34 protein-coding genes are annotated in these 21,775 nt (G+C 64.0%); 22 read left to right on the top strand and 12 right to left on the bottom strand.

What is annotated here, in order from left to right; translation table 11 throughout:
- Positions 1 to 125: 125 nt before the first annotated feature.
- From TW83_RS07810 to TW83_RS07755, 12 genes are all read right to left on the bottom strand, one after another.
- The gene (locus TW83_RS07810) at positions 126 to 1,196 is read right to left on the bottom strand and encodes a tyrosine-type recombinase/integrase (protein WP_052714722.1); all 1,071 of its coding nucleotides are present in this window, start codon (positions 1,194 to 1,196) and stop codon (positions 126 to 128) included.
- A 177-nt stretch (positions 1,197 to 1,373) separates the two neighbouring features.
- Complete coding sequence (locus tag TW83_RS07800) at positions 1,374 to 2,099, bottom strand: hypothetical protein (RefSeq protein ID WP_052714720.1); 726 nt, start codon at positions 2,097 to 2,099, stop codon at positions 1,374 to 1,376.
- Complete coding sequence (locus TW83_RS07795) at positions 2,096 to 2,380, bottom strand: helix-turn-helix domain-containing protein (protein WP_045982210.1); 285 nt, start codon at positions 2,378 to 2,380, stop codon at positions 2,096 to 2,098. Before TW83_RS07795 ends, TW83_RS07800 begins: the two co-directional genes overlap by 4 nt.
- A gap of 56 nt (positions 2,381 to 2,436) precedes the next feature.
- Positions 2,437 to 2,628: a hypothetical protein gene (locus tag TW83_RS07790; RefSeq protein ID WP_045982201.1), complete on the bottom strand. Its 192-nt coding sequence runs from the start codon at positions 2,626 to 2,628 to the stop codon at positions 2,437 to 2,439.
- Positions 2,625 to 2,957, bottom strand: coding sequence for a DUF4031 domain-containing protein (locus TW83_RS07785; protein WP_045982200.1), 333 nt, complete (start codon positions 2,955 to 2,957; stop codon positions 2,625 to 2,627). Before TW83_RS07785 ends, TW83_RS07790 begins: the two co-directional genes overlap by 4 nt.
- Positions 2,954 to 5,122 (bottom strand): DNA cytosine methyltransferase, encoded by a 2,169-nt coding sequence (locus TW83_RS07780; protein WP_239441307.1) that lies wholly within the window; start codon positions 5,120 to 5,122, stop codon positions 2,954 to 2,956. The genes TW83_RS07785 and TW83_RS07780 overlap by 4 nt, the downstream gene beginning before the upstream one ends.
- A 182-nt stretch (positions 5,123 to 5,304) precedes the next feature.
- On the bottom strand, positions 5,305 to 5,490 hold the full coding sequence (locus tag TW83_RS07775) for a hypothetical protein (protein WP_045982198.1): 186 nt from the start codon (positions 5,488 to 5,490) through the stop codon (positions 5,305 to 5,307).
- Positions 5,487 to 5,834: a hypothetical protein gene (locus TW83_RS07770; protein WP_204245728.1), complete on the bottom strand. Its 348-nt coding sequence runs from the start codon at positions 5,832 to 5,834 to the stop codon at positions 5,487 to 5,489. Before TW83_RS07770 ends, TW83_RS07775 begins: the two co-directional genes overlap by 4 nt.
- A 261-nt stretch (positions 5,835 to 6,095) precedes the next feature.
- Positions 6,096 to 7,079, bottom strand: a complete 984-nt coding sequence (locus tag TW83_RS07765; RefSeq protein ID WP_052714716.1) for a DUF2303 family protein — start codon at positions 7,077 to 7,079, stop codon at positions 6,096 to 6,098.
- Positions 7,080 to 7,091: 12 nt separating this feature from the next.
- A complete protein-coding gene (locus TW83_RS07760; RefSeq protein WP_045982197.1) occupies positions 7,092 to 7,451 on the bottom strand; it encodes a hypothetical protein in 360 nt (119 codons plus the stop codon).
- 128 nt (positions 7,452 to 7,579) lie between these two features.
- Positions 7,580 to 7,717, bottom strand: coding sequence for a hypothetical protein (locus TW83_RS20475; RefSeq protein WP_157001413.1), 138 nt, complete (start codon positions 7,715 to 7,717; stop codon positions 7,580 to 7,582).
- 329 nt (positions 7,718 to 8,046) lie between these two features.
- Positions 8,047 to 8,361: a helix-turn-helix transcriptional regulator gene (locus tag TW83_RS07755; protein ID WP_045982196.1), complete on the bottom strand. Its 315-nt coding sequence runs from the start codon at positions 8,359 to 8,361 to the stop codon at positions 8,047 to 8,049.
- Between the two features lie 394 nt (positions 8,362 to 8,755).
- On the opposite strand from TW83_RS07755, the gene TW83_RS07745 reads away from it, so the two are divergent.
- From TW83_RS07745 to TW83_RS07650, 22 genes are all read left to right on the top strand, one after another.
- The gene (locus tag TW83_RS07745; RefSeq protein ID WP_045982194.1) at positions 8,756 to 9,004 is read left to right on the top strand and encodes a hypothetical protein; all 249 of its coding nucleotides are present in this window, start codon (positions 8,756 to 8,758) and stop codon (positions 9,002 to 9,004) included.
- A gap of 11 nt (positions 9,005 to 9,015) precedes the next feature.
- Positions 9,016 to 9,162, top strand: coding sequence for a hypothetical protein (locus TW83_RS20470; RefSeq protein ID WP_157001411.1), 147 nt, complete (start codon positions 9,016 to 9,018; stop codon positions 9,160 to 9,162).
- Positions 9,159 to 9,680 (top strand): hypothetical protein, encoded by a 522-nt coding sequence (locus tag TW83_RS20465; RefSeq protein WP_157001409.1) that lies wholly within the window; start codon positions 9,159 to 9,161, stop codon positions 9,678 to 9,680. The genes TW83_RS20470 and TW83_RS20465 overlap by 4 nt, the downstream gene beginning before the upstream one ends.
- Complete coding sequence (locus tag TW83_RS07740) at positions 9,677 to 10,309, top strand: hypothetical protein (protein WP_045982193.1); 633 nt, start codon at positions 9,677 to 9,679, stop codon at positions 10,307 to 10,309. The genes TW83_RS20465 and TW83_RS07740 overlap by 4 nt, the downstream gene beginning before the upstream one ends.
- A 254-nt stretch (positions 10,310 to 10,563) precedes the next feature.
- On the top strand, positions 10,564 to 11,109 hold the full coding sequence (locus TW83_RS07735; RefSeq protein ID WP_157001407.1) for a hypothetical protein: 546 nt from the start codon (positions 10,564 to 10,566) through the stop codon (positions 11,107 to 11,109).
- Positions 11,106 to 11,849: a hypothetical protein gene (locus TW83_RS07730; protein ID WP_045982191.1), complete on the top strand. Its 744-nt coding sequence runs from the start codon at positions 11,106 to 11,108 to the stop codon at positions 11,847 to 11,849. Before TW83_RS07735 ends, TW83_RS07730 begins: the two co-directional genes overlap by 4 nt.
- A 115-nt stretch (positions 11,850 to 11,964) precedes the next feature.
- Complete coding sequence (locus tag TW83_RS07725) at positions 11,965 to 12,153, top strand: hypothetical protein (RefSeq protein ID WP_045982190.1); 189 nt, start codon at positions 11,965 to 11,967, stop codon at positions 12,151 to 12,153.
- Between the two features lie 98 nt (positions 12,154 to 12,251).
- The gene (locus TW83_RS07720; RefSeq protein WP_157001405.1) at positions 12,252 to 12,590 is read left to right on the top strand and encodes an HNH endonuclease; all 339 of its coding nucleotides are present in this window, start codon (positions 12,252 to 12,254) and stop codon (positions 12,588 to 12,590) included.
- On the top strand, positions 12,571 to 12,819 hold the full coding sequence (locus TW83_RS07715) for a hypothetical protein (protein WP_045982188.1): 249 nt from the start codon (positions 12,571 to 12,573) through the stop codon (positions 12,817 to 12,819). Before TW83_RS07720 ends, TW83_RS07715 begins: the two co-directional genes overlap by 20 nt.
- Before the next feature lie 94 nt (positions 12,820 to 12,913).
- A complete protein-coding gene (locus TW83_RS07710; protein WP_045982187.1) occupies positions 12,914 to 13,402 on the top strand; it encodes a hypothetical protein in 489 nt (162 codons plus the stop codon).
- Positions 13,389 to 15,095: a terminase large subunit gene (locus TW83_RS07705; RefSeq protein ID WP_045982186.1), complete on the top strand. Its 1,707-nt coding sequence runs from the start codon at positions 13,389 to 13,391 to the stop codon at positions 15,093 to 15,095. Before TW83_RS07710 ends, TW83_RS07705 begins: the two co-directional genes overlap by 14 nt.
- Before the next feature lie 110 nt (positions 15,096 to 15,205).
- Positions 15,206 to 16,366, top strand: coding sequence for a phage portal protein (locus TW83_RS07700; protein ID WP_045982207.1), 1,161 nt, complete (start codon positions 15,206 to 15,208; stop codon positions 16,364 to 16,366).
- Positions 16,344 to 17,177 carry a head maturation protease, ClpP-related gene (locus tag TW83_RS07695; protein WP_045982185.1) on the top strand — a complete coding sequence of 278 codons (834 nt, stop codon included), beginning with the start codon at positions 16,344 to 16,346 and terminating at the stop codon, positions 17,175 to 17,177. The genes TW83_RS07700 and TW83_RS07695 overlap by 23 nt, the downstream gene beginning before the upstream one ends.
- Positions 17,178 to 17,185: 8 nt before the next feature.
- Entirely contained in the window at positions 17,186 to 18,430 is a 1,245-nt protein-coding gene (locus TW83_RS07690) for a phage major capsid protein (RefSeq protein ID WP_045982184.1), read from the top strand.
- 54 nt (positions 18,431 to 18,484) lie between these two features.
- The gene (locus tag TW83_RS07685; RefSeq protein WP_045982183.1) at positions 18,485 to 18,853 is read left to right on the top strand and encodes a hypothetical protein; all 369 of its coding nucleotides are present in this window, start codon (positions 18,485 to 18,487) and stop codon (positions 18,851 to 18,853) included.
- Positions 18,853 to 19,374: a phage head-tail connector protein gene (locus TW83_RS07680; protein WP_045982182.1), complete on the top strand. Its 522-nt coding sequence runs from the start codon at positions 18,853 to 18,855 to the stop codon at positions 19,372 to 19,374. The genes TW83_RS07685 and TW83_RS07680 overlap by 1 nt, the downstream gene beginning before the upstream one ends.
- On the top strand, positions 19,371 to 19,700 hold the full coding sequence (locus tag TW83_RS07675; protein WP_045982181.1) for a phage head closure protein: 330 nt from the start codon (positions 19,371 to 19,373) through the stop codon (positions 19,698 to 19,700). The genes TW83_RS07680 and TW83_RS07675 overlap by 4 nt, the downstream gene beginning before the upstream one ends.
- Complete coding sequence (locus TW83_RS07670) at positions 19,697 to 20,089, top strand: DUF3168 domain-containing protein (protein WP_045982180.1); 393 nt, start codon at positions 19,697 to 19,699, stop codon at positions 20,087 to 20,089. Before TW83_RS07675 ends, TW83_RS07670 begins: the two co-directional genes overlap by 4 nt.
- Entirely contained in the window at positions 20,089 to 20,589 is a 501-nt protein-coding gene (locus tag TW83_RS07665) for an HK97-gp10 family putative phage morphogenesis protein (protein WP_045982179.1), read from the top strand. Before TW83_RS07670 ends, TW83_RS07665 begins: the two co-directional genes overlap by 1 nt.
- Entirely contained in the window at positions 20,582 to 20,773 is a 192-nt protein-coding gene (locus TW83_RS07660; protein WP_045982178.1) for a hypothetical protein, read from the top strand. The genes TW83_RS07665 and TW83_RS07660 overlap by 8 nt, the downstream gene beginning before the upstream one ends.
- A gap of 1 nt (position 20,774) precedes the next feature.
- Positions 20,775 to 21,248, top strand: coding sequence for a hypothetical protein (locus tag TW83_RS07655; RefSeq protein WP_045982177.1), 474 nt, complete (start codon positions 20,775 to 20,777; stop codon positions 21,246 to 21,248).
- The gene (locus TW83_RS07650; RefSeq protein WP_052714709.1) at positions 21,248 to 21,637 is read left to right on the top strand and encodes a gene transfer agent family protein; all 390 of its coding nucleotides are present in this window, start codon (positions 21,248 to 21,250) and stop codon (positions 21,635 to 21,637) included. Before TW83_RS07655 ends, TW83_RS07650 begins: the two co-directional genes overlap by 1 nt.
- Positions 21,638 to 21,775: the final 138 nt, after the last annotated feature.

The raw sequence follows: 21,775 nt of genomic DNA, 5'->3' as shown, positions 1-21,775 counted from the left end.
TGGTAGGCCCGGCAGGACTATCCAAAACGCCGAAAGATGAGCGAAATCAACGTGGCAGTGTCCCACATTGCCCGACATAGCGCTCTATAGGAATCAATTGGTTAGGGTTGCTGGTGTCCCACGTTTTACCAGTCAACTCCGGTCATGCGCTGCATGGCCAGGTCCGCCAGTCGATCGCGATCCGCGCCCGCGGTGTAGATCTCGCTGGTCTTCGCATTCGAGTGACCGTGTACGCTCATGACCTCGTACTGGCTTGCCCCGTTCATCGCCAACAGTTCGCCGGCGGATTTCCGAATCCCGTGCGCGGATAACCCCGCAAGCCCGGCTTGGCGGGTCCAGTCTGCAAACTTATTGCCAAAGGCGTTCTTGCTGGCAAACGGCTTGCCATGCTCTGTGAGCAGATATGTCGGCCCGATAATGGTTTGCGCCCTGATGGCGGCTTGGAGCGGCGGCAGCATGGGTATCCGGACGCGCGAACTGCCCCGTTTTTCGGGTTGCCAATCCAACCAGGTGACGCCGTTGCGTTGCATCTCGTGGGTTCGGCCAAGGCGATAGACGTCCCCGAGGCGGCATGCCGTAAACATCAGCAGCGACAGCGCCAGATGAGCCATGGTGCCCTTCGGATGCCGTTCCCGGTATTTCAGCAGGTCGTCGGTTGTCCATGCCGTCGCCCCAGTGCCGCGGTTGATTTTGCCGATGCCCGCGGCCGGGTTCGCCTTACAGTGACCTCGATCAGTTCCCCATGCATACATGGCGCGGACAGCTTTGATGAAGTTGTCTGCAGCACCTGGCGTCGCGGCCTTCTTGTCGCGCAGCAGGATCAGCTGCGACTGTGGCATGGCGGCGCTGTACTCTCCCACCTCTGACGCAAGCCACAGTAGGAACTGGCCACGCTGATGGGCAGTGGCCTTGTGCAGGTGGCCTTGCTCCTGCATGTCCTTCATTGCGGCGCGGTACAGGTCGACCAGCCAGCCAACCGAACCCTTGATTGCGCTCGGTGCGTCAGCCTCCGGCGGCAGCTGAATGCCCGCGCGCGCCGCGTGGTAGTGTTCGCCAAAGCGCGGATGATCAGGACCTGCATTCAGCAGGACGCGAACCTTTTTGTCGCCTGCCTTCCGGACACGCCAGCGCACGGTGCCTGACGGCAGAACCTCGCGCAGCAGGCCGGGGTATTGCAGGCGCATTTCGTCACTCACTAGGCCATTCCTTAGGGGCCACAAGATCAACGGGCAGGGCCTCTGGCGCAAGGGCCTTCGGGAGGATCCGCACGCGTCCAGGTTCGACGATGATCTCGCCAACAGAAATGCCGGCGCGGGTTAGGCAATCCAGCGTGCGGGCCATGTCGGCAGACGATACGGCGCGGGGTCTTCCCATCAGATCAGTACCTCCTGTCGCGGATCAATCCGATCCATCATTCTAAAATCGCCATACAGCTTCGGATGCGTCGGCCCGCGCGGATCTCTTCTGTCCCAGACAAACCAGCCGTTGCGCTGCGCAGGGTTGCCTTCGCCGGTGAAGTCCAGCTTCCACCGCATCAGGTAGGACCAGCTGCATGGCTGGTCGTCCAGCAGCTGCCCAAGTCCATTGATGCGCCCGGCGGGCCAGTCCCACGACAGCAGCAGGGCAAGATAGTCCCATCCCGGCATGGCCAAGGTATGGCGCAGCCAACGACCACCGCCCTTTGAGCTGATCTCGCAAAACGGCGGGTTAGTGATGATCGCTCGGGCCGGGCTTCGCGTCGCCGAATAGAAATCTGCGATCGTGCTATCCGGACAGCCCCTGTCGATCAGGTCCGATGCGATGCACGGCATACCCATGGCGCGGATCTCGCGTACCAGCGCGCCATCGCCACAAGCAGGTTCCCAAACCGACCAGCTGTCGCGAATCCGTGGGCCATCGTAGCCGAACAGGCTGCGGATCGCCTCGGGCTGTCCGGTCGGATAGAAGTCTTCGGCCCGGCGCTCATGCTCTGGCAATGGCTTTGCTTGGTCGGGAAGGTCGCCGAACATGGCGCTGGCCAGTGATGCCTTCGAGCGGCCCTTGCCGGAGATCGCCTTGAAAAATGGCTTTGCGGATGGCGGTCGGGTCGACTTGCTCATGCGCTTTCCTCTGCCCGGCGCCGGACCTCGTTCTCGATCGCATGCTTGATGGTGCTATGGTCGCGACGCAGCGCCCGGCCGATCTGAGAGAGGGTAAGCCCGCGCCGATGGGCGATGTAACACACCAGTTCCCGCACCCGGCAGACGTGCGGTACACGGCTGCGCCCCATGACGGCATGGACGCTGTTCCCAGTGTGCGAACAAACCTCGGCGGCAATCTGGCGAACCGTCACGCGGGGCGCGGTCTTGGTGCCGATCGTTCTCAAGTCCGCCTGGTCCATGAACGGCTCGCGGACCGGCTTAGGTGCATGATGGCTTGCTTCCCTTACCATGTGCGTCAATCCGTGCCTCGTGCGCGTGGCTTCGATCCCTTCGCAGCCGGTCGCGCTAGCCGGAGCGGCTCGTTTTCGGCGTCCAGGCGGCGCAGCTCGTCGCGCGTCTGTTCCATCATCTTGCGGGTGAACAGCTTGCCGCCGGTCATGCAGGCGTCGATCTGGCTGGCAAGGTATTCTGCTCGGGTGTGGCTCATGCCTCTCCCTCCATTAGGGTTGATAGGGAAGCGCAGGCAACGATTTGGTCGCGTAGCTGGCGATCAGTAAGCCCGGCAGATCTTTTGGACAGCATGAAGCGACCGAGTTCCTTCCGTGTGACCTCCTTGGCGCCAGCCGCGACCGCCAGCTTCCGCTTCGACATCGCAATGTCGAAGTGCTCGTAGGACGTGCCTGCCTTCTGCAGCCATTTGCGCTGAACGCCGATCAGGTCGGCCATTGCGAGAAGTTCTTCGGTGGTATCTGCCATCATGTGACACATTTTCATGCGGCCGAAAGCGGCCTGCATATCGTCCACGTACACCGTCATGCCTGCGCCTCGCCTAGCTGATCGGCCCGCAGATGTCCGCAGTTCGCCGCGACCAGCGCCTCGGCCAAGGGCGGGCAGACGCTGTTCCCGCAGCAGCTGACCTGGACGTCCTTGGCGAATGGCACCCAGACCGGATCACCGGTCTCCAGACCCTCCCACACGCCCTCGATCACATAGTCAGCCGGGAAGCCTTGGGCTCGGAACAATTCGCGCGGGGTCAGCATCCGCATGCCGATGTCGATCACCACGTAGCTGATGCCCTCGATCGTCAGGGTGACGAACTCGCCGCCGTGCCAGGCATCGTGGGTGCGCAGGAACTCAGCCACGGCGCGGGCCCGGGCGTGATGCTCAGGCGCGAAGGGAGGGGCGGCCAGTTCGGCCTGCATGTGGCCCATGCGGTCCTTGACGGTCACCGTGTGGCAAGGCTCGTCTGCACGCGCGCCGTCCCCGGTGCCGTAGTACTTGGCGAACCACGAGGCCACCAACTGTGACTTGCCCTGTCCGCCCGCCGTGACGGTGCCGAGGGGGGCGTCTGTCGCGTGACCGGTGCTGGCACCGAACTGCCGCGCGATGAACGCGGCCACAGGCGTCTGGTGGCTGCCCGACTGCGTGACCGTCGACATCGGTTCATTCGCGGCCCGGCCAGGGTGGACCCCGCCCGCGCGCCGGGTGTCGTTGTTCTGCTGTGCGAGAAACGCTGCCACGGGCGCATGCTTGGCCCCGCCGGCGACCACCGTGCCGAGGGGGGAGGCCACGTCCAGTGCGCGGGGCTGCTGGCCCGTCCGTTCTCCATAGCCGGTCTGCACCATCGTCGCGGCAATCAGGCTGTTCTGGTCCTTCTTGCTGGCGCAGATCGTATGGTGCGGATCGGTCGCCGCGCGGTTGCCGCCGCCCTGCTGAGCATAAGTCAGCACCGGGGCGATGACGGCATGCTGGATACCTCCCACCGTGACCGTACCGAGAGGATCAGCCAGCGGGTATTCCCGCCGCCCGCCACTGTCGCCGTGGGCGATGCTGGCCAGATAGGGCGCGAGGACGCCCAAGGGTGCCGCACCGCCCGGCTTCCTGATCCAGCTGTTCGCCGTGATCGTGGCCATGGGGTCGCGCATGTCCTGCCCGGTCGCGCCGGTGTTGAACCGCTGGACGCTTGCCGCGATCAGCGAGGCGTGCTGGCCATCGGCAGTCACCGTGCCCAGGGGGCGGTCGATTTCCCCGCGCCCGCCGCCGGACCCGTACATCTGCGAAACAATGGGCACGACCGCTGCCTTCTCGCCGCGATGCGCACCGGTGATCGTGCGGAACGGTTCTGCCGCATCCTCGACCCGGCCACCGTGCGTCAGGTTCACGAGGAACGGGCGGTCGGCCTCCAGGACGTAGCGCTTCATCCCGCGCGCCACCCGCGCCAGCGTGTTGTCGGCCAGGGGCCGTACCGCGCGCAGGCCGAGCTTCTCGAACACCTCGGCTTTGCTGTCGAAGATGGAAGGGCAGGGGAGGGACCAGTCGATGCAGGTATGCGCGCCGACCCATGGCAGCAGCTTGCCTTTCCGGACCTTGTCCGACTTCGGATCGCCATGCGTGGGCTTCGGCCAGACGATGCGTCGCCCGTCGCGGCGCGCGACCAGGAACCACCGCTTGCGGATCGTCGGCGCGCCATAGTCGCAGGCGCGCAGCTCGCGCCATTGGACCTTGTACCCGGCCTTGCGCAGGCGGGCGATCCACATCTCGAAGATCTGTCCCGCAAATTCCTTGATCGGCTGGCCGTCGTTGTCGACCGGGCCCCAGGTCACGAACTCCTCGACGTTCTCCATGCAGATCACGTCGGGCTTGGCGAACTCGGCCCACCGGACCACGACCCACGCGAGGTCGCGGATATTGCGGTCGCGCGGCGCGCCGCCCTTGGCCTTGCTGAAGTGCTTGCAGTCCGGGCTGGCCCAAAGCAGGCCGACATGGCGGCCCTTCGTCACGGCCAGCGGATCCACGTCCCAGATGTTGCTGTCCAGGTGCACCGTCTCAGGGTGGTTGGCCGCGTGCAGCGCCAGCGCCTTTTCGCTGTGGTTGATCGCGATGTCCGGCGACCGGCCAAGCGCGGCCTCGATACCGGTCGACGCACCACCGCCGCCGGCAAAGCTGTCGATGATCATGGGCAGGTGGGGGTGCATGCTCATTTCAGAACCCGCTTGCCCAGCTTGATCTGCGCGACCATTGCCAGCGTCAGATGCTCCTCGATCATCTTGCCGAGGATTTCGGGGCGGACGGGAAGGTTACCGATAATCGTCATGGCCGAGGCCTCCTTCTGAAGGTGTGATGGTTTGATCGGGGTTGTGTGGATGCGGGGCCCGCTTGAAGGTCAGGCCGCATACCTCGGCGGTTCGAAGCGGATCGTCTGCATGATGCCGGCGCTGCGCAGCTCTGCGGCGATAGCGCGGACCTGTTCGGCGCGGCATTCGCAAATGACCGCGATGTCCTCGACGCCAAGGCCCTCGCGCAGGCTTGCAATCACGACGTTGCGGTGTGGGGGCTGGGGATTGTTCACGCAGCACCTTCTTCCTGCGCCATCAGCAGATCGAGCGCGACGTGCAGTTCGCGAGCTGCTGCGCTGCGATCCTCCTCCGCCTGATCCTTGGCCTCGGCGCTGCTGCCAGGGTCGAACATATCGGCGAGAGCCCGCATGAGCTTGGCAGTCGCGCTACCGTCCAGCTGGGCAAGCTCTGCCGTCCAAAGGCCCATAGCCATGGTGACAAAGGACACCCCGGTGCAGCCAAGCCTAGAACAGCCGCGGTCCGTGCACCGCAGCAGCAGATCAAGAATGACCTCTCGGGTCCGGGCTGCTTGCTGGCGAGTATCAGGCGTCAGCGTGGGCCTGCGTGGATCGCTCATGCAAAGGCCCACCAAGCGAGCGCTGCGCCCACCGTGGCGCTGATCGAAGCGACGACCAGGAATGCGACAATCGCCATCGACGAGATCGGCTTGTCTTGTTTTTCAAGGCTCAAGCTCGTGGAGCGAAGGCGGGCGATACGCGCTGCATCGGCAGTGTTCGCAGGATGGTACGGGGGGGACGGTTCCGGGCGCATTCTCAAGGCTCCATTCGATTGCTGGGGGTGGGGAACTGGCGCTGTGGCGCGCCAGTCAGGCGCTTGATCAGCGGGCGCCGATCTCGGGTGTGCCCATCAGCAGCGGCACGGCGGTCTGTTCGTGCGCCCATGCAAGAGCCTCGCGAGCGGCATCGCGCAGCGCGGCGTCCGGGTTGTAGAGGGTGGCGAAGAATTTTACTTCCGACCCCGCCTTGCGGTAGCGGAAGCGGACCGCCAGTCGGTACAGCGCACCCTCTTCGAAGACGGGGATGGCAATCATGAACAGGTTGGGCAGGCGCAGCGGTTGCCCGTCAGGATCGCGATGCTCGTCCAAGAACTGAACCTGCGTCTCGCCGGTATCGCGGTTGGTCGTCACCTGAAGGTGGCCGACCTCATGGACGGCAAAGCTGCGCGACAGTTGGACTAGCGTAGCGTACTGCCCAAAACGGCCCTGCAACTTCTGCGCAACCTCGACCATCCGCTGTTCCCAAGCCTCGGCGCCATCGGCGCGGTTGGCCAGAAGGGCGGGGGTCGGGTCCAGCAGGTCGTTGGCGTTCTCTTCGATGAACTCGCCGAACTGGTCCTTTGTCAGCGCCTGACCGCTGATCGCCGTCCAACGCTTCCATTCCTCGGACACCGGGAACGTGTAGAGCGCGGTGTGGCGACCATAGCTGGCGGTGGGATCACCCGCAGCAGGGTCGATCGTCGGTGCACCGGCGCCGTGATAGTCGATGATCGACAGCAACTGCGGCTTGGGCTGGATCTGTGCAAACAGGACGGTGTCGTCACCCTTGAAGCGGTTGGTCCACTCGATCAGGCTGGGCAGGTCGGACACGACGGCCTTGCCGGTGCGCTGCATCGGTTTGAGCGCCTCGATCGCCTTGCGGTGCTGTTCGGTCAGATCGTGCAGGCGCATGTCCGAGGGTGCGGCGATGATGGTCGGCTGCTGCGGATCATCGTTTGTAGGGAAACTGATATACCGAAAATCGCAGACCGGGCGCGTCTCCTCGATGATCGTCTCGGCGAAGTTCTTGGCGGGTTCTTGTGTCATGGGCCGGTGTCCTTACTCGGCTGTGCGCAGTTCGCGGTGTCCGCCGACGTCGCGAACCTCCATGCGGGACTGGGCGGGGTTGTGGGTGGTCAGCGCACCGTCGCCGGTCAGCCATCCGACTGCCTTATGCTTGGGTGGCTTGGGGCCGACGATCTTGTCCTCGATCACCAGTTCGACCTGGCCGAAGCGGTCGGTCTTCATGTCGATCGTCAGGGTGATCTTGCCCTTGGCGCTGGACGCGAAGTCCTGCGCGAACTGGCGCATCTCAATGTTGTTCGCTTCGATCCGCGACAGCAGGTCGGGCAGGTAGTCGCCGTTGTCGGCGAGTGACAGCAGCTGATCGAGGCTGCGCAGTTCCGGTGGCTTGGACATGGATCGGTCCTTGTGGATGTGGATGGAAAAATGCCCGCAGCCGCTGAGGGAGGAGGGGGCGGCTGCGGGCCAGTACGGGGTGCGGCGAAGCAGGAAGGGGCTGCACCCTGTCTGGTGGCGCGGTACGCCTACCAGTTCGTTGCCTGGCCGAGTGCTGTTCCGCCGTAGGCAATGGCTGCCGCGACCAAAGTCGGCGCGGTCAGGTAGAAGGTTACGACCAGCGCAGCCTGTGCCAGGCGCAGCGTGATGATGGGGATGAGGTGCATAGGTTCACTCCAGCCCGGCACAGTGCCGGTTGCTGCGAGATTTACACACAGTAAACTTAGACAGCAAGAAAAAAGTTTCTGTGTGTAAACACTGGCGATAGTCAGTTGCCCGCCAACAAGTGGCGCGGTGCCCAGACCGTGCAGTGCATAAATATTGGTGATTCGGGAGAAAACAGACGTGTAAGGGCAGATGCAACAAATCTTTATGGTTGTCGCGGCTGCTTTTGTTCGCCTAATGTTCTCGTCGTGGTTGGAGGTAGATGTGCCAGATGAGTTTGATATTGCGGCGGTGTTGGTGGCAATTTCTGAAGCCGATAGGCTTCAATTATTCACTGCGATCCGGTCTCGTCCTTCGGCGCCATCGACAGAGCAATCCTCGCAACTACTGCCTGATCTGCCTCAGAGAGCTTCTGAAAAATCTCCAGGTGATCGATGATCGACCGAGCGGCATCTGTTGATGGTTCGATCAATGCGGTCACGTCTACGCCAAACGCTGCGGCCAGCGAGCGAAGGGTTTCCGCGCTAGGATCTCGCCTTCCGCTTTCGAGCAGTGAGATGTAGCCCTTAGACGCATTGGCCATCTCGGCCAGCTGTTCCTGGGTCCAACCTCGCGCTTGGCGATGCTCTTTGATGCGGTATTTCATACGGCAAACAATGCCAGCTTCCGCGATCCCGCAAAACTTACACTAAGTAAACAGGCCCACTTGCGGTTTTGTTTTCTGTGTGTAAACAATCCGGCATGGAGATCAGAGAACATATCACGGCCAGAGGCCTGTCTCGCGCGCAGATTTGCGCAGCCGCTGGCATATCCCGCGGTATGTTGAGCCTTATCGAGAGTGGCCATCGGCGCATAGGTGTTGAGAAGGCAGAAGCCTTTGCTGCTGCGCTTGGATTGCCCATCGCAAGCGTCCGACCCGACCTCGCTCAGATGTTCACAAATGTTAGAAAGCCCGAGGACGCAGCATGAACCAACATGCCGCGTCCTCTTTTCATTGCTCGACTGGTCACTCTTCACAGGACCAATATGGAGCGCTGCCCGTGAAAAATCCTGCATATTCGACAGACCCCCGCGCCAACCGGCGCTGGTTCCGCGACCTTCTGTGGCGGGCCTTCCCCGCACAGTCCGAGCGTGAGCTGGCCGAGAAGGCCTCAGCGGTGCTGGATGTCAGCCATCGGCAGGTCATCAACTGGCTGCGCGAGGAGCATGACCCCAAGCTGCGCTACATCATGGCGGTCCTCGCCATCGCTGGCGCCGAAATCGTCTTCAGCCGGATCGAGGGACAATGATGCATCGGCTAATGAACCACGTCCTGGGGCGGTTCTACGAGGCGCGCGCCATGCGCGCCCTCGGCCGCTACCAGCGTCTCAAATCCATTTCGGAAAAATTCTTCCGTCGCGTTCCGCGCACGACGCGCGAGGGTGCGCCGGAGGAGGATGAAGCATGACGGAGCCCGCACAAGATCAGCTGCGGGCGATCACTCACGGGACGTCCTATGCGTACAACCGCCTGCGGTGCCGCTGCGATGCTTGCCGCCATGCGGAGTTGCGGCGACAGAAGGAGTGGCGTGCCCGTAACCGGGCGGGGCTGGTCAAACATCGTCCCAACCATCCCAACTGTGTGCCAGTGCGTGTCCGTGGCGTGATCTATCCCTCCATCTCCGTGGCGGCGGCGACTTTGAAGATCTGCCCAACCTCGATCACTGGGCAGCTTCGTTTGAGAGGCTCGGCTGATGGTGCAGGGCTGGGCGGCCGCTCCCCGCGCCCCAGAGGTAAGGCCGGTGCCAAGCGTTGCGTGATCCATGGGCGCGAGTTTCCGTCGATCGCGGCGGCAGCCCGCGCCTTGAATGTCGGCTATTCTCACATGGCGCGGGAGTTCAAGGCGGGCCCCTCAGCGGAATACTGGCAGTATCTGCTTAGCAAGCTGATGCAGGCTGACCAGCTGCAGCCGGGGCGGTTGGCATGACGGACGTTGTAGAGTTCTGGGCTTATCCGCTGCAGCACGGCGATCGCCTGCCCAACTTTGATTGGATGCCGCTCTACGGTGAGCAGCTGTTGTCTTCCCGCTTCGTCGCCAAGGCCATCCAGGCGAACCGGCGACAGGACATCGGCACCGCGCTGCTTCTATGGTGCGCAGCCATGAAGCAGAACCCCGCCGGCACGCTGCCCGACGATGATGTCGAGCTCGCACGTCTGGCCGGGTTCGGCGCGGATCTTGAGGGCTGGATCGAGGCCCGCAGTGGGTTGGCGCTGTACGGCTGGCGATCGACACATATCGACGAGGCCCCTGTCGGCGCGGTTGCTCGGTTGGGCCATCCCTTGCTGTCAGAGATCGCCGAAGCGCAATTCCGGCGCAAGCGTGGGCGCGAACGCAGTCGCGAGGTCGCCCAGCAAGGCATGCAGAAATCCCGCATCCGCGCCAAGCTGCGCGAGATCAAGCACGCCAAGATGGCCGATAATAGCCAAGCGGTCGATCAGATCGCCGAATGGCTGCGGGAAAACGATCTCTACATCACCGCCGACAACGTCCGCGTTGCGGCAGAGGAAATCATGGGCAGCCTTCGGGTCGTGCACATGGCGGGACGGGAGGTCTGATGGTCGTGTGATCGTCCTGCAGGCCGCTGTTATCGCGCTGCAATCCACTGTTAGTCGCTGTTACGCATAACAGTTAGCAACAGTTAGGACCGCAGCGCTTTAACAGGTCCGCAACTGTTAGCTGCCCTACAGGACAATACACGGACACAGACAAGGACATGAAACCTTATGGGCGCCTCCGAAAGGTGATGCCTGTGGATAAGTCGAACTGCTGGTGAAAGGGGAAGGTCCGGATGTCGGGTTGCAATGCAGAAATGAGGGCGCGTGTCGACATGCTGCTGATGCAGCCCCTTGCGGGTCTGGCGCGCAAGCGCGGAACAAGTGCTGAGGCACACGACAAGGCGATGGCCCGGCTGCGCGACTGGCTGACCTACATGTCGGACGACAACCTGCGTGCCATGGTCGATCTGATCGCGCGGCATGCGGTCAAGGGCGTCTGGCCTGAGGAGGGACTGGTCCGGGCGTGGGCGATGACCATCCAGTGTCCGCCCCCGCGCGACAGCGCCTACGCGCAAAGCCTCATCAAGTCGGCGATGGGCCGCCAGGCGATGGCGGAGGGCTGGGCAGTCGAGCTGTTTCAGATCGCCAAGAAGCTCGGCCCCCCGCCGGGCAAGTACATCATCACTCGGCTCAAGCAGGATGCGGACAGCAATCGGCACAAGCGCAAGGTGATCCGCGAGAACATCGAGGCTGGGCGCGCCACCCTGGCCGAAAAGCAATGGCTGTCGGTCTGGCATGAGGACCTTGCGGAGATCGAGGCCATCCAGACCGCCGTTACGGAAGAGGGAACAGCAGCATGACGATCTACAACGGCGAGATGGGGGCATTGCGCCGCGCCCAGGAACGCGAGCGGGTGGCGGGGATCATCGCGCGCGCCATGCCTGCGGAAGGGTGCGGGCCTGCTATTCCCATTGCCCCGGCGCGTGGGCCGTCGATGGCCGTCACGCCGAACGTGGTTATGCCAGATGAAAAGTCGCGGACGGGCTACAAGGTCGAAGCCACCGGCTGGCGCGGCTTCAGGGCGGCGCGGGCGATTGACGTGTTCGATACTCTCGACCAGCGCGAGGCGGTCCGAGCACGCAAGGAAGGCCGTGATCCTATACCACCATTCTCCAAGGCGCAGGTCACCATCGCGCGGCATTACCGCGACCTGGTCGAACGGCATGATGCTGGAGGAATGCGGTGCGCTAGCCTGGAGGCACGGCGCAGTGGCGGCGGATCTTCTGGCGGCGAATTCATCGATGCGTATCTCGCCACGGGCAATGAGATCCAGCAGCTGCGACAGCGCATCGGGGCAGGGGCCGCAATGGTGGTTCGCCGGGTTCGCCCGTCGGCTCGGGGGAAGGCAACAGCCTCGATCATTCGCGACCGGGACTTGGTCGATGCCGTATGTCTGCATGGGAAGAGCTTTCGGGACGTGCTGGATGGGCATGGATGGGCCATCAAGGGTCAAAACATCCAAAAACTCTCTGACGCATTGAAGTCGGCGCTGGACCGCATGCTCGGTAAGAAGAACACGGTTCGAAAAATTCTTCCTTGACCGCTTAGGTCTCACGAGAGCATACATTTCACTATTATCCAGACGTGCGCCCGCAGGGATCATCCCTCGCGGGCGTTCGTCGTTCGGACCTATCCCAACATCACTGGAGGCCGCCATGGCTGTCACCGATCCGGACTTCAATCCGAGCGGCAATCCCGACATTGCTGAAATCAAAGAGGCGACCAATGCCCTTGCGGCAATCATTGAGCGGCTGCCCGCAGGTCGCCGTCGGTCGGTCGCGCTGACCAATCTGGAAACTGCATCGATGTGGGCCGTGAAGGCCGCAGCTTGCGGCGACGCCTGAGCCTGTGAGCCTGAGCAATCAGATCATCATGCAAGCGCGCCTCGGTCTCCGCCCCATGCGGTACCGGGGTATCCGCTTCTGGTACTGACGTGGCGCGCATGCGGCAGCTCGCACCGCGCGGGCAACAGCTAAAGCCGCGTGGCTCCGGTGGTGGGGTGCCGGTCCGGTCGCGTGACAGGATCGATACCTGGCGCAAGTGGTACAAGACGGCAGAGTGGCAGGCCATCCGATGGGATGTGCTGGTCGCGGCCAGCTTCACCTGCGTCCGGTGCAAGCGGGTCTTCGAAAGCGCGCAGCTGGTCGGTGACCACATCAAGGCGCATCGCGGGGATCGTGACATGTTCTTCGATCGCACCAACGTCCAGTGCATGTGCGCCACCTGCCACAACCGAGACAAACAGCGAGAGGAGCGCCGCGATGCTTATCGGAACGATTGAGGGCGTCACTCGCGTCATCGGCAAGTCGCAAGGCTACCTCGGCCTGCCGCTGCGTGATGAGGTCATGAACTGCACGGTGAATGGCGAGGGCACGCCCGCCATGGTGACGGCATGGCAACCCACCCCTGAAGAGTTGGCCCGCCTGAATGCCGGTGCCTCGGTGCACCTGCGCGTGCTGGGCACCGTCCACCCGCCCGTGATGGTCGGGGTCGGCGACCCGCCCGCCTGATCCGCGCCGACGTCCGGCAAGGGGGGGTGGGTCGAAAGTCGGGGGGCCGTCCCGGCCCGGACCCGCGTCCCCCTCATGCGGAGATTTTTTTCTGATGGATGCGATTTTTGACCTCTTCGGCAACCCAGTGGATGCCAAGTCGGGCAAGCCCGGCCGTCCCCGGAAAGAGGCGACGCAGGAAGAGCGCAACAAGGTCAAGATGTTGCTGGCGGTGGGCTGGAACAACGAACGGATCGCCTCGATCCTGCAGCTGTCTCTGCCGACTTTTCGCCGCAATTTTTTTCACGAGCTGAAGGTTCGCCCCGTGGCGCGCGACATGCTCGACGCCCGCCGGCTGGAGCTGGCGATGACCGCGGCCCAGTCCGGCAACGTCGGCGCCATGCGCCAGGTCGATCGTCTGCTGGAGAGGTTCGACCAGATGGAAGCCGAGCGGAAGTACGCAAGTGCAGAGAGAGGGCCGACGTCCGATGCGCCTCGCGAGAAACTCGGCAAGAAGGTGATGGACGAGAAGTTGGCCCTCGATGCCGACGCGGCGCTGACTGCCGAACTGGACCTGGAGACCAAACGGAATGTCCGCCACTGAGGCTCTGCCGCGTTTCGCCTGCCCCGACTGGTGGGAGAAGCTGCAGGCGGGCGACGTGCCGATGGCGGACGTGCCGATCAATGAGGCCAAGGCCGCTCGCGTCTTGGCATTCTTCAATCGGCTCAGGCTGCCAGACATCTCGGGCAACCCGCCCATGTCGATCGCTTGCGGCGACTGGTTCAAGAGACTGCTGGTCGTGTTCTTCGCGAGCGAGGATCCCGAGACGCAGCGCGAGCTGGTCTGGGAACTGCTCTGCATGGTCCCGAAGAAGAACTCGAAGTCGACCTATGTGGCGGCGCTGGCGCTGACGGCCCTCTACATGGAGGAGGCCCCCAATCGGCAGATGCTGCTGGTCGGGCCTAGCCAGAACATCTCGGAGCGGTGCTTCGAGCAGGCGCAGGGCATGGTCGCCCTGGACGAGAAGCTGCAGCTGATCTTCAAGGTACAGGATCACCTGAAGACGATCACCCGGCGCAAGACCGGCACCTCGCTGGACGTGAAGACGTTCGACACGACGATCGTGACGGGCGAGATCCCGGTGCTGACGATCATCGACGAGCTGCACGAGCTGGGCAAGAAGGCCAAGGCGCTGAAGGTGATGCAGCAGATCCGCGGCGGCGGCATCACCATGCAGCGCGGCAAGGTGCTGATGATCACGACGCAATCCGACGAGATGCCCACCGGTATCTGGAAGGCCGAGCTGAAGAAGGCCCGTGCTATTCGTGACGGGAAGGCTGGACCGAAGCCGATCATGCTGCCGATCCTCTACGAGTATCCGGAGGAACAGCAGAAGGACGAGACCTTCTGGCGCGACCGGTCCAACTGGGGAATGATTCTGCCGAACCTCGGCCTGTCGATCAGCGAACAGGCGCTGGAGGAGGATTACGACAACAACGGCAAGGTCTCGAAGGAGGCCGAGCAGATCTGGGCCAGCCAGCATCTGAACATCGAGATTGGTGTCGGCCTCGGCGGCGACAACTGGCGCGGTGTCGACCACTGGGAAGACTGCGGCGACGAGACGCTGACGCTGGAGGAGCTGATGCGCCGGTCGGAGGTCTGCGTCGTGGGCGTGGATGGCGGCGGCCTCGACGATCTGTTCGCTGTCGCGGTTCTCGGCCGGGAGAAGGTCACACGCCGCTGGCTGCTCTGGACCCATGCGTGGGCATTCCAGGAAGTGTTTGATCGTCGCAAGGACATCGATGCCAAGCTGCGCGACTTCGAGGAGGCCGGAGACCTGACGATCTGTCTGGAGGTCGGCGACGACGTGACGGGTGCGATTGAGGTCATCGAGAAGCTGGAGGCGAAGGGACTGCTGCCGACTGAAACTCCGGCGATCGGTCTGGACGCTGCCGGCATCGCGGAACTGCTGGACGGCCTCGACGAGGCAGGGTTCGGCGAGGAACGCTGGATCAGTGTCGGCCAGGGCTGGAAGCTGCAATCGGCAGTCCTGACCCTTCCGCGCCGCCTGAAGGATCGCAAGCTGATCCATGGCTCGTCGGACTTCATGGCGTGGACGGTGGGAAACGCCAAAACAGAGCTCAAGGGGAGCAATTACATCGTGACCAAGCAAGCCGCCGGACGCGCGAAGATCGACGCCCTGATGGCGACCTTCAACGCCGCGATGCTGATGTTCGGCAACCCCGAGGCCGCGGGACCGTCGGTCTATGAGACCCGCGGACTGAGGTTCGCCTGATGGGCGTCCTGAGCTGGCTGGGATCACTGGGCGGTGGCGGGACGCCGACCGCGCCCGCGACGCCCAACGCCCGGGTACAGGCCTGTGCCGATGGTGGCCTGTTCCAGGGGATGAACGATCCCGACCTGGTGCAGATGCTGCGCGGCGGAGGCATGACGCAGAGCGGTGCGTTCATCTCGTCCGAGCAGGCCCTGAAGAACACCGCCGTGTTCCGCTGCGTTTCGCTCCTGTCCTACTCGATCGCAATGCTGCCCCTGCACCTGCATCGGCAGGGCGACGATCTGAAGAAGGCGAATGACCATCCCCTGTTCCGGGTTCTGCACCGCAAGCCGAACGACTGGCAGACTGCCTTCGAGTTTCGCCAGCTGATGCAGACCTGGGCACTGACGGAGGGCGATGCCTTCGCGGTCAAGGTGAAGCGTGGCGACCAGGTGATCGGCCTCCTGCCCGTCGATCCGAGGCGCATGAAGGTCGAACAGAAGGACGACTTCTCGGTCATCTACAAGTTCAGCCCCAAGTCCGGAGGCGAGCGCACGCTGCCTGCCGGTGACATTTTCCACCTGCGCGGCTTCACGACCGATGGCATTCGTGGCCGCTCGCTGGTCAAACAGGCCGCCGAGGCTATCGGCTTGGCCCTGCAGGCCGAGAAGGCTGCAGCGCGTCTCTTCCGGAACGGCATGATGGTCGGCGGTGCCATGGTCATGCCGCAGAACAAGAAGCTGTCCCAGGAGGCCTATGATCGCCTGTTGGCCAGCATGGAGGAGCGCGAAGGCTCCGAGAACGCCCACCGCTGGATCATCGCCGAAGAGGGGATGGAGCCCAAGCCGTTCACGCAGACCGCCCAAGGCAGCCAGCATCTGGAGATGCGAAGCCACCAGGTGGAAGAGGTGGCACGTACCTTCGGTGTCCCGCGTCCGCTGCTGATGGTCGACGACACGTCCTGGGGGTCCGGCATCGACGTCTTGGGCCAGATGTTCGTCCGCTACGGTCTCAACCCGTGGTTCGAGGCTTGGGAGCAGGCGATCTGGCGCTGCCTGCTGAGCGAGCGGGAACAGGACGAGTACTATGCGAAGTTCAATGCGGCCGCCCTCCTGCGCGGCAGCATGAAGGACCAGGCCGAGTTCTTCGCCAAGGGGCTCAGCGTCAACAATCAGCAGTCGTTCCTGCACCAGGACGAGGTCCGCGGCTGGCTGGACCTGCCGGCGCGTGGCGACCTGCCCGGCCCGATCACACGAAAGGATGGGAACAGTGACCCAACGCGCAGCACCTGAGATCAAGGCATCGCGCCCGGCGCAGGTTCAGGCCTATGAACCGTCGCCGCAGATGATGGACAAGTGGCAGTCGAACATCCAGGCCGCCGATGGCGACCGCGACAACGTCATCAGCATCCTGGACATGATCGGCGAGGATCACTGGACCGGCGACGGTGTGACAGCAAAGCGGATCGGAGCGGCGCTACGGTCGATCAAGGCCGACCGTGTCGTGGTCGACATCAACAGCCCGGGCGGCGACTTCTTCGAAGGTGTGGCCATCTACAACCTGCTACGGCAGGACTCGCGCCACATCACCGTGCGCATCCTTGGCCTCGCAGCGTCCGCCGCCTCGGTCATCGCCATGGCGGGGGACGAGGTCCAGATCGGACGGGCGGGCTTCCTGATGGTCCACAATGCCTGGGTCGTGGCGGTGGGCAATCGTCACGACATGCGTGCCGCTGCCGAGACCATGGAGCCATTCGACAGCGCGATGGCGGCGGTCTACGCCGCCAAGGCCGGGGTCGAGCGCGATAAGGCCGCGGAATGGATGGACGGCGAGACGTGGTTCAACGGCGAGGACGCCATTGCCGCGGGGCTCGCCGATACGATGCTGACAGCCGATGTCGAGGCGCGCGAGGGCGCGGGTACGAATGCCCTGCGCCGCGTGGACACGATCCTGGCCAAGCAGAATGTTTCCCGGTCGGAACGCCGCGCGCTTCTGGCCGAGATCACGGGGGGCACGTCTGGCGCTGCCGCCCACGTCACGCCGGGCGCTGACGCCGAGACGGCTGCATTGCTGCAGTCGATGATCAACACGCTCAAAAAGTGAGGAATCACATGACCAAGCATATCCCCACCGCGCTGCTGACGCGCGGGATCCTCGCTGTGCGCGCTGACGCGTCCGGCGACCCGAAGGTGATGATGGCGGCGCTGAACCAGGCATGGACCGAGTTCAAGTCGCAGAATGACGACACCATCAAGGCACTGAAGAAGGGCCAGGAGGATGTCGTCCGCGCCGATGCGCTATCGAAGATCGAGACCACGGTCGGCAACCTGCAGGCTGCACTCGATGCGCAGGCGACCCAGATGGCAGCCCTGAAGATGGGCGGGCCCGGCACCGATGGCAACCCGACCGATCCGGAATACAGCGGCGCCTTCAGTGCGCACTTCCGCAAGGGCGACGTCCAGGCAGCGCTGAACAAGGGCGCGGCCGAGGAAGGCGGCTATCTGGCACCGGTGGAATGGGATCGCACGATCACCGACCGACTGGTCGAGGTCTCGCCCATGCGCCAGATCGCCTCTGTCCAGACGATCTCGACCGCAGGGTTCCGCAAGCTGTTCAATCAGCGCGGGATGGGTTCTGGCTGGGTCGGCGAGACCGCACCGCGTCCCCAGACCAACACCCCCGAGTTCGCCCAGCTGACCTATGCCACGGGCGAGCTTTATGCCAACCCGGCGGCCACGCAGCAGATGCTGGACGACGCGGCGGTGAACCTGGAGGAATGGATCGCCAACGAGGTCGAGGCCGAGTTCGCTTACCAGGAAGGGCTGGCCTTCGTCGCCGGCAACGGCATCAACAAGCCGAACGGCGTCCTGACCTATGTCGAGGGCGCTGCCAACGCCGCCGCGCACCCCTTCGGCGCGATCAAGACCCAGACCACCGCCTCGGCCACCGCCATCAGCAGCGACGAGCTGATCGACATGGTCTACGACCTGCCGGGCGCCCTTTCGCAGAACGCCCGCTTCGTGCTGAACCGCACGTCGTTGGCGCGCGTCCGCAAGCTGAAGGACGGCGACGGCAACTACCTGTGGCAGCCGTCCTTCAGCGCCGGCCAGCCCCAGACCTTGCTGGCCTATCCGGTGACCGAGATGGCCGCGATGCCCAACGTCGCCGCCGGCGCGGTGCCGATCGCCTTTGGCGACTTCCGCCGTGGCTACCTGATCGTCGATCGCACCGGCGTCCGCGTCCTGCGCGATCCCTACACCAACAAGCCCTTCGTGCACTTCTACACCACGAAGCGCGTCGGTGGCGGCCTGCTGGACCCGCAGGCCCTGCGCGCGATGCGCATGGCAGCCGCCTAAGCCCCGCGTCCGGCCCTTCGGGGCCGGGCCTCCCCTCCCTGAAGCACAGGAGCCATGACCATGGCGAAGAAACCCGACCAGGCAGAGGCGGCGACCGCTGCCGATGTCAAAGAGCAGACCGTCGCCACCTCTGCCGATCAGGCACTGGCGACGGCTGCCGATACCGCCGTCCAGGTGGATGCCCCGGCCGATCCCGCTCCGGCGACCGAACTGGACAATCCCTCCGGGGCCATCATCGAGCCGGAGATCCTCGGTGCGGTCACCGTGGGCCACGAAAGCGTCGATGCCAATCCGCGCGCCGGCACGACCAGCGTGCAGAACGCCGTCGATTGGAACGACGCCAAGCGCGCCAAGCCGCAGGACGACGACTTCGCAGGACAAGGTCTCGACACCTCGGTCTACGGCAAGGGCACGTCGGCCTGATGCGCCTGACCCTGGTCACGCCCCCGGCGCCCTTCATCACGCTGGACGAGGCGCGCAGCCATTGCCGCGTCGAGGATGACCAGGAGGAGAATGCCGTTCTCGAACGTGCGATCGATGCCGCGATTTCCCACCTCGACGGGTATCGCGGCATTCTCCGCCGCTGCATCGTCAACCAGCAATGGCGGATGGACCTTGCCCGCCCCTGCCGGACCGTCCGGATGCCCTTTCCTGACGTCAGCGATGTGACGGTCACCTATCCGGGCTCCGTCCCCGAGGCGGTCCCGTTCGATCTTTGCCATGATGGGCTTGCCGTGAATTTTGGCCGGGCTCCGGGTCGAGCAGTGCAGATCCTGTTCACGGCGGGGTTCGGCGAAGTGTCGGCGGTTCCGGCGGCCATCAAGGTGGCGGCACTGATGCTCGTGGACTTCTTCTACAACCAGCGTGGTGGCCTCAGCGACGGGCCCGGCTTCCCGCCGGAGGTCGACGTGATGATCTCGCCGTTCAAGGTGTGGCGCGTATGAAGACGGGCCAGCTGAACCGGCGGATCACGCTCCTGGAGCCACAGCCCTTCAAGGACGCCGACGGCAAGGTCATCCAGGGCTGGACAAACCGGGGCACGGTTTGGGCGAACATCCAGCATCGCCCCGGCAGCGAGGCGTTCCAGCAAGCTCGGATGGAGGCAAGGGATCCTGCCACCATTGCCGTGCGGGCCACCGCACTGTCCCGCAGCCTGTCGTCTCTCTGGCGCGTTGAGACCGAGGACACGATCTACGAGGTCAAGGGCAACCCGCACAGGTCGCAGGACAACGCGTTCGTCATCTTTCAGGTCGAGGGCCAACGCAAATGAGGGCCGGTCGCCGTCTCCGCCAGCTGGTCATCGCCCGCATCGAGGATCAAGTCGCCGAGCTGGCAGGCAAGGTCTTCGACCAGGCGCTTGCCAGCACTGCGCATCCCTATGTGACATTGGGCCCGTCCTATTGGAACGACACCAGCGTGACCTGCGTCAAGGCGCGCACGATGACGCTGCAGATCGATCTCTGGCACAGCCAGGAGAGCAAGGGGGCCTGCGAGGATCTGACCGACGACATCGCCGCGGCGATTCAGGGTTGGTCCGACACTGATGCGCTGACCATGCATCCGGCCAATGTAACGCTGGTCCGCGTGATGGATGATCCCAGTGGCGATGTGCACGGGATCATCCAGATGGAGGTTCTGATCGAGCAGGACCCCGCCTGATGGCGCAGCTCAATCCCCGGATCGTCGCCAAGCTGAAACAGATCCCTGCGGCCGCTGTCGATGCCGCGCGGCTGGCGATGGAAGAGGGTGCAGAGGAAATCTGCGTCATGATGCGCAGCCTCGTCCCCGCCAAGAGCGGCGCTTTGCGCGCCAGCATCGGCTGGACCTGGGGCGACCTGCCGCCGGGCACGTTCATGATCGACGAGATCCGCTCCGGCCCGAACAAGGGCGACCAGTACGCCACCCTGCGCATCCGGATCTACGCCGGCAGCAAGGAAGCCTTCTACGCCCGGTTCGTCGAGTTCGGCACCCAGCCCCATTCGCTTGCGCGCAACGCGTCGGTGAAACGCGGCAAGCGGCAGGACAAGGGCGCGGGCCATCCCGGCACCGTCGCTCAACCGTTTTTCTACCCGACCTGGAAAGCCAAGCGGGCCGAATTCCGCACCAGGATCCGCAACAAAGTCCGCGCAGCAATCAAGGAGGCATGGCGCAATGGTTAAGGCCGTTTTCCACAAGCGTTTCGACGCGACCGACCCGAAGAAGGGCACCTCGATCCGGGTCCAGGCCTCGCCTGATCCGCAGGAGTTCCCGGCATGGGTGATCGACAAGGCCGAGGCGTCCGGCGCCGCGATCCGCGACACCCCCAAACCCGCGGCAAAAGCCGCCCAATCCGAGGACAAGTGATATGGCTACCCCCCGCCTCCACAAGCGCGGCGACATCGTCGTGATGGTCGCGCTGGACCCGACGGCATTGCCGGCGAGCCCGACCTATTACACCAACTTCTGCGGCGCGACCGGCATCAGCCTGAACATTGAGAACGCCATCAGCGAGACGAATGTCGGCGACTGCGAGGACTGGACCCTGCCTATCCAGACGGTCCTGGACTACGGCGCACAGACGGTCGGCATGACCATCAACGCCCAGCTGGCACGTTCCAACCGCGACAAGCTGCTGCGGTGGGCCAAGGACCAGCTGATCCTGCCAGTCCGGACCTTCATCGTCGACGCGGCTGTCGGCGAGGTCGAATACATCGACGGCATGGGCATGCTGCCCACCCTCGGCATCGAGAACATCGGCAGTACCGAGCAGAATGCCGTCGTCACCACCACGCTGAACCTGCGCTTCCAGGAAGGCGTGGAGTTCACGAACGCTGCCTGATGCAGGCGGCGACGATACGCTGGCCGGGCGGGGAGCATGCTTTCCGCCTCGGTATCGCCGAGCTGGAGGTGATCCAGCAGAAGACGGAATGCGGCCCCGAGTATCTGCTGCACAAGCTGAACACCGGGCAGTGGTTTGCGGTCGAGCTGATCGAGGTCCTGCGCAACGGCCTGGTCGGGGGCGGAACGCCGCACATCGAGGCACTGAAGCTGGTGCGCAATGCCTTCGATCTCCACGACCTGATCAGCTTCAAGGTTCCTGCCCAGGAGGTTCTGTCGGTCTGTCTCTACGGCCCCGCGGATGATCCCGTGGGGGAGGATCGACCGGTGATGCCGACACCGGAGAACGAACAAACGGCCGCTGGAAGTTCAGCACCTACTACGGACTAGGGGCGGTCATGGGATTCTCGCCGGCGCAGGTCGGCGAGATGACCCCTTGGCAGTTCATGGCCTGCCTCGACGGCTATGGCCGCTCTCAAGGGTGGAACACGGCCCCGGAGGGCAAACGCATGAGCATCGATCGGATGC

Origin of the sequence: Paracoccus sp. S4493 (assembly GCF_000967735.1) — a bacterium.
Classification (GTDB): domain Bacteria; phylum Pseudomonadota; class Alphaproteobacteria; order Rhodobacterales; family Rhodobacteraceae; genus Paracoccus; species Paracoccus marcusii.
Note: the sequence above shows the minus strand (reverse complement) of the source record. Positions and strands in the feature narration are given on the sequence as shown.

What these genes read in the sequence shown, in the direction of transcription:
- TW83_RS07800 (WP_052714720.1), bottom strand. Translation starts at nt 2,099, where the DNA reads ATGAGCAAGTCGACCCGACCGCCATCCGCAAAGCCATTTTTCAAGGCG.
- TW83_RS07795 (WP_045982210.1), bottom strand. Translation starts at nt 2,380, where the DNA reads ATGGACCAGGCGGACTTGAGAACGATCGGCACCAAGACCGCGCCCCGC.
- TW83_RS07790 (WP_045982201.1), bottom strand. Translation starts at nt 2,628, where the DNA reads ATGAGCCACACCCGAGCAGAATACCTTGCCAGCCAGATCGACGCCTGC.
- TW83_RS07785 (WP_045982200.1), bottom strand. Translation starts at nt 2,957, where the DNA reads ATGACGGTGTACGTGGACGATATGCAGGCCGCTTTCGGCCGCATGAAA.
- TW83_RS07780 (WP_239441307.1), bottom strand. Translation starts at nt 5,122, where the DNA reads ATGAGCATGCACCCCCACCTGCCCATGATCATCGACAGCTTTGCCGGC.
- TW83_RS07770 (WP_204245728.1), bottom strand. Translation starts at nt 5,834, where the DNA reads ATGAGCGATCCACGCAGGCCCACGCTGACGCCTGATACTCGCCAGCAA.
- TW83_RS07765 (WP_052714716.1), bottom strand. Translation starts at nt 7,079, where the DNA reads ATGACACAAGAACCCGCCAAGAACTTCGCCGAGACGATCATCGAGGAG.
- TW83_RS07760 (WP_045982197.1), bottom strand. Translation starts at nt 7,451, where the DNA reads ATGTCCAAGCCACCGGAACTGCGCAGCCTCGATCAGCTGCTGTCACTC.
- TW83_RS20475 (WP_157001413.1), bottom strand. Translation starts at nt 7,717, where the DNA reads ATGCACCTCATCCCCATCATCACGCTGCGCCTGGCACAGGCTGCGCTG.
- TW83_RS07755 (WP_045982196.1), bottom strand. Translation starts at nt 8,361, where the DNA reads ATGAAATACCGCATCAAAGAGCATCGCCAAGCGCGAGGTTGGACCCAG.
- TW83_RS20470 (WP_157001411.1), top strand. Translation starts at nt 9,016, where the DNA reads ATGAACCACGTCCTGGGGCGGTTCTACGAGGCGCGCGCCATGCGCGCC.
- TW83_RS20465 (WP_157001409.1), top strand. Translation starts at nt 9,159, where the DNA reads ATGACGGAGCCCGCACAAGATCAGCTGCGGGCGATCACTCACGGGACG.
- TW83_RS07740 (WP_045982193.1), top strand. Translation starts at nt 9,677, where the DNA reads ATGACGGACGTTGTAGAGTTCTGGGCTTATCCGCTGCAGCACGGCGAT.
- TW83_RS07735 (WP_157001407.1), top strand. Translation starts at nt 10,564, where the DNA reads ATGAGGGCGCGTGTCGACATGCTGCTGATGCAGCCCCTTGCGGGTCTG.
- TW83_RS07730 (WP_045982191.1), top strand. Translation starts at nt 11,106, where the DNA reads ATGACGATCTACAACGGCGAGATGGGGGCATTGCGCCGCGCCCAGGAA.
- TW83_RS07725 (WP_045982190.1), top strand. Translation starts at nt 11,965, where the DNA reads ATGGCTGTCACCGATCCGGACTTCAATCCGAGCGGCAATCCCGACATT.
- TW83_RS07720 (WP_157001405.1), top strand. Translation starts at nt 12,252, where the DNA reads ATGCGGCAGCTCGCACCGCGCGGGCAACAGCTAAAGCCGCGTGGCTCC.
- TW83_RS07715 (WP_045982188.1), top strand. Translation starts at nt 12,571, where the DNA reads ATGCTTATCGGAACGATTGAGGGCGTCACTCGCGTCATCGGCAAGTCG.
- TW83_RS07710 (WP_045982187.1), top strand. Translation starts at nt 12,914, where the DNA reads ATGGATGCGATTTTTGACCTCTTCGGCAACCCAGTGGATGCCAAGTCG.
- TW83_RS07705 (WP_045982186.1), top strand. Translation starts at nt 13,389, where the DNA reads ATGTCCGCCACTGAGGCTCTGCCGCGTTTCGCCTGCCCCGACTGGTGG.
- TW83_RS07700 (WP_045982207.1), top strand. Translation starts at nt 15,206, where the DNA reads ATGAACGATCCCGACCTGGTGCAGATGCTGCGCGGCGGAGGCATGACG.
- TW83_RS07690 (WP_045982184.1), top strand. Translation starts at nt 17,186, where the DNA reads ATGACCAAGCATATCCCCACCGCGCTGCTGACGCGCGGGATCCTCGCT.
- TW83_RS07685 (WP_045982183.1), top strand. Translation starts at nt 18,485, where the DNA reads ATGACCATGGCGAAGAAACCCGACCAGGCAGAGGCGGCGACCGCTGCC.
- TW83_RS07680 (WP_045982182.1), top strand. Translation starts at nt 18,853, where the DNA reads ATGCGCCTGACCCTGGTCACGCCCCCGGCGCCCTTCATCACGCTGGAC.
- TW83_RS07675 (WP_045982181.1), top strand. Translation starts at nt 19,371, where the DNA reads ATGAAGACGGGCCAGCTGAACCGGCGGATCACGCTCCTGGAGCCACAG.
- TW83_RS07670 (WP_045982180.1), top strand. Translation starts at nt 19,697, where the DNA reads ATGAGGGCCGGTCGCCGTCTCCGCCAGCTGGTCATCGCCCGCATCGAG.
- TW83_RS07665 (WP_045982179.1), top strand. Translation starts at nt 20,089, where the DNA reads ATGGCGCAGCTCAATCCCCGGATCGTCGCCAAGCTGAAACAGATCCCT.
- TW83_RS07660 (WP_045982178.1), top strand. Translation starts at nt 20,582, where the DNA reads ATGGTTAAGGCCGTTTTCCACAAGCGTTTCGACGCGACCGACCCGAAG.
- TW83_RS07655 (WP_045982177.1), top strand. Translation starts at nt 20,775, where the DNA reads ATGGCTACCCCCCGCCTCCACAAGCGCGGCGACATCGTCGTGATGGTC.
- TW83_RS07650 (WP_052714709.1), top strand. Translation starts at nt 21,248, where the DNA reads ATGCAGGCGGCGACGATACGCTGGCCGGGCGGGGAGCATGCTTTCCGC.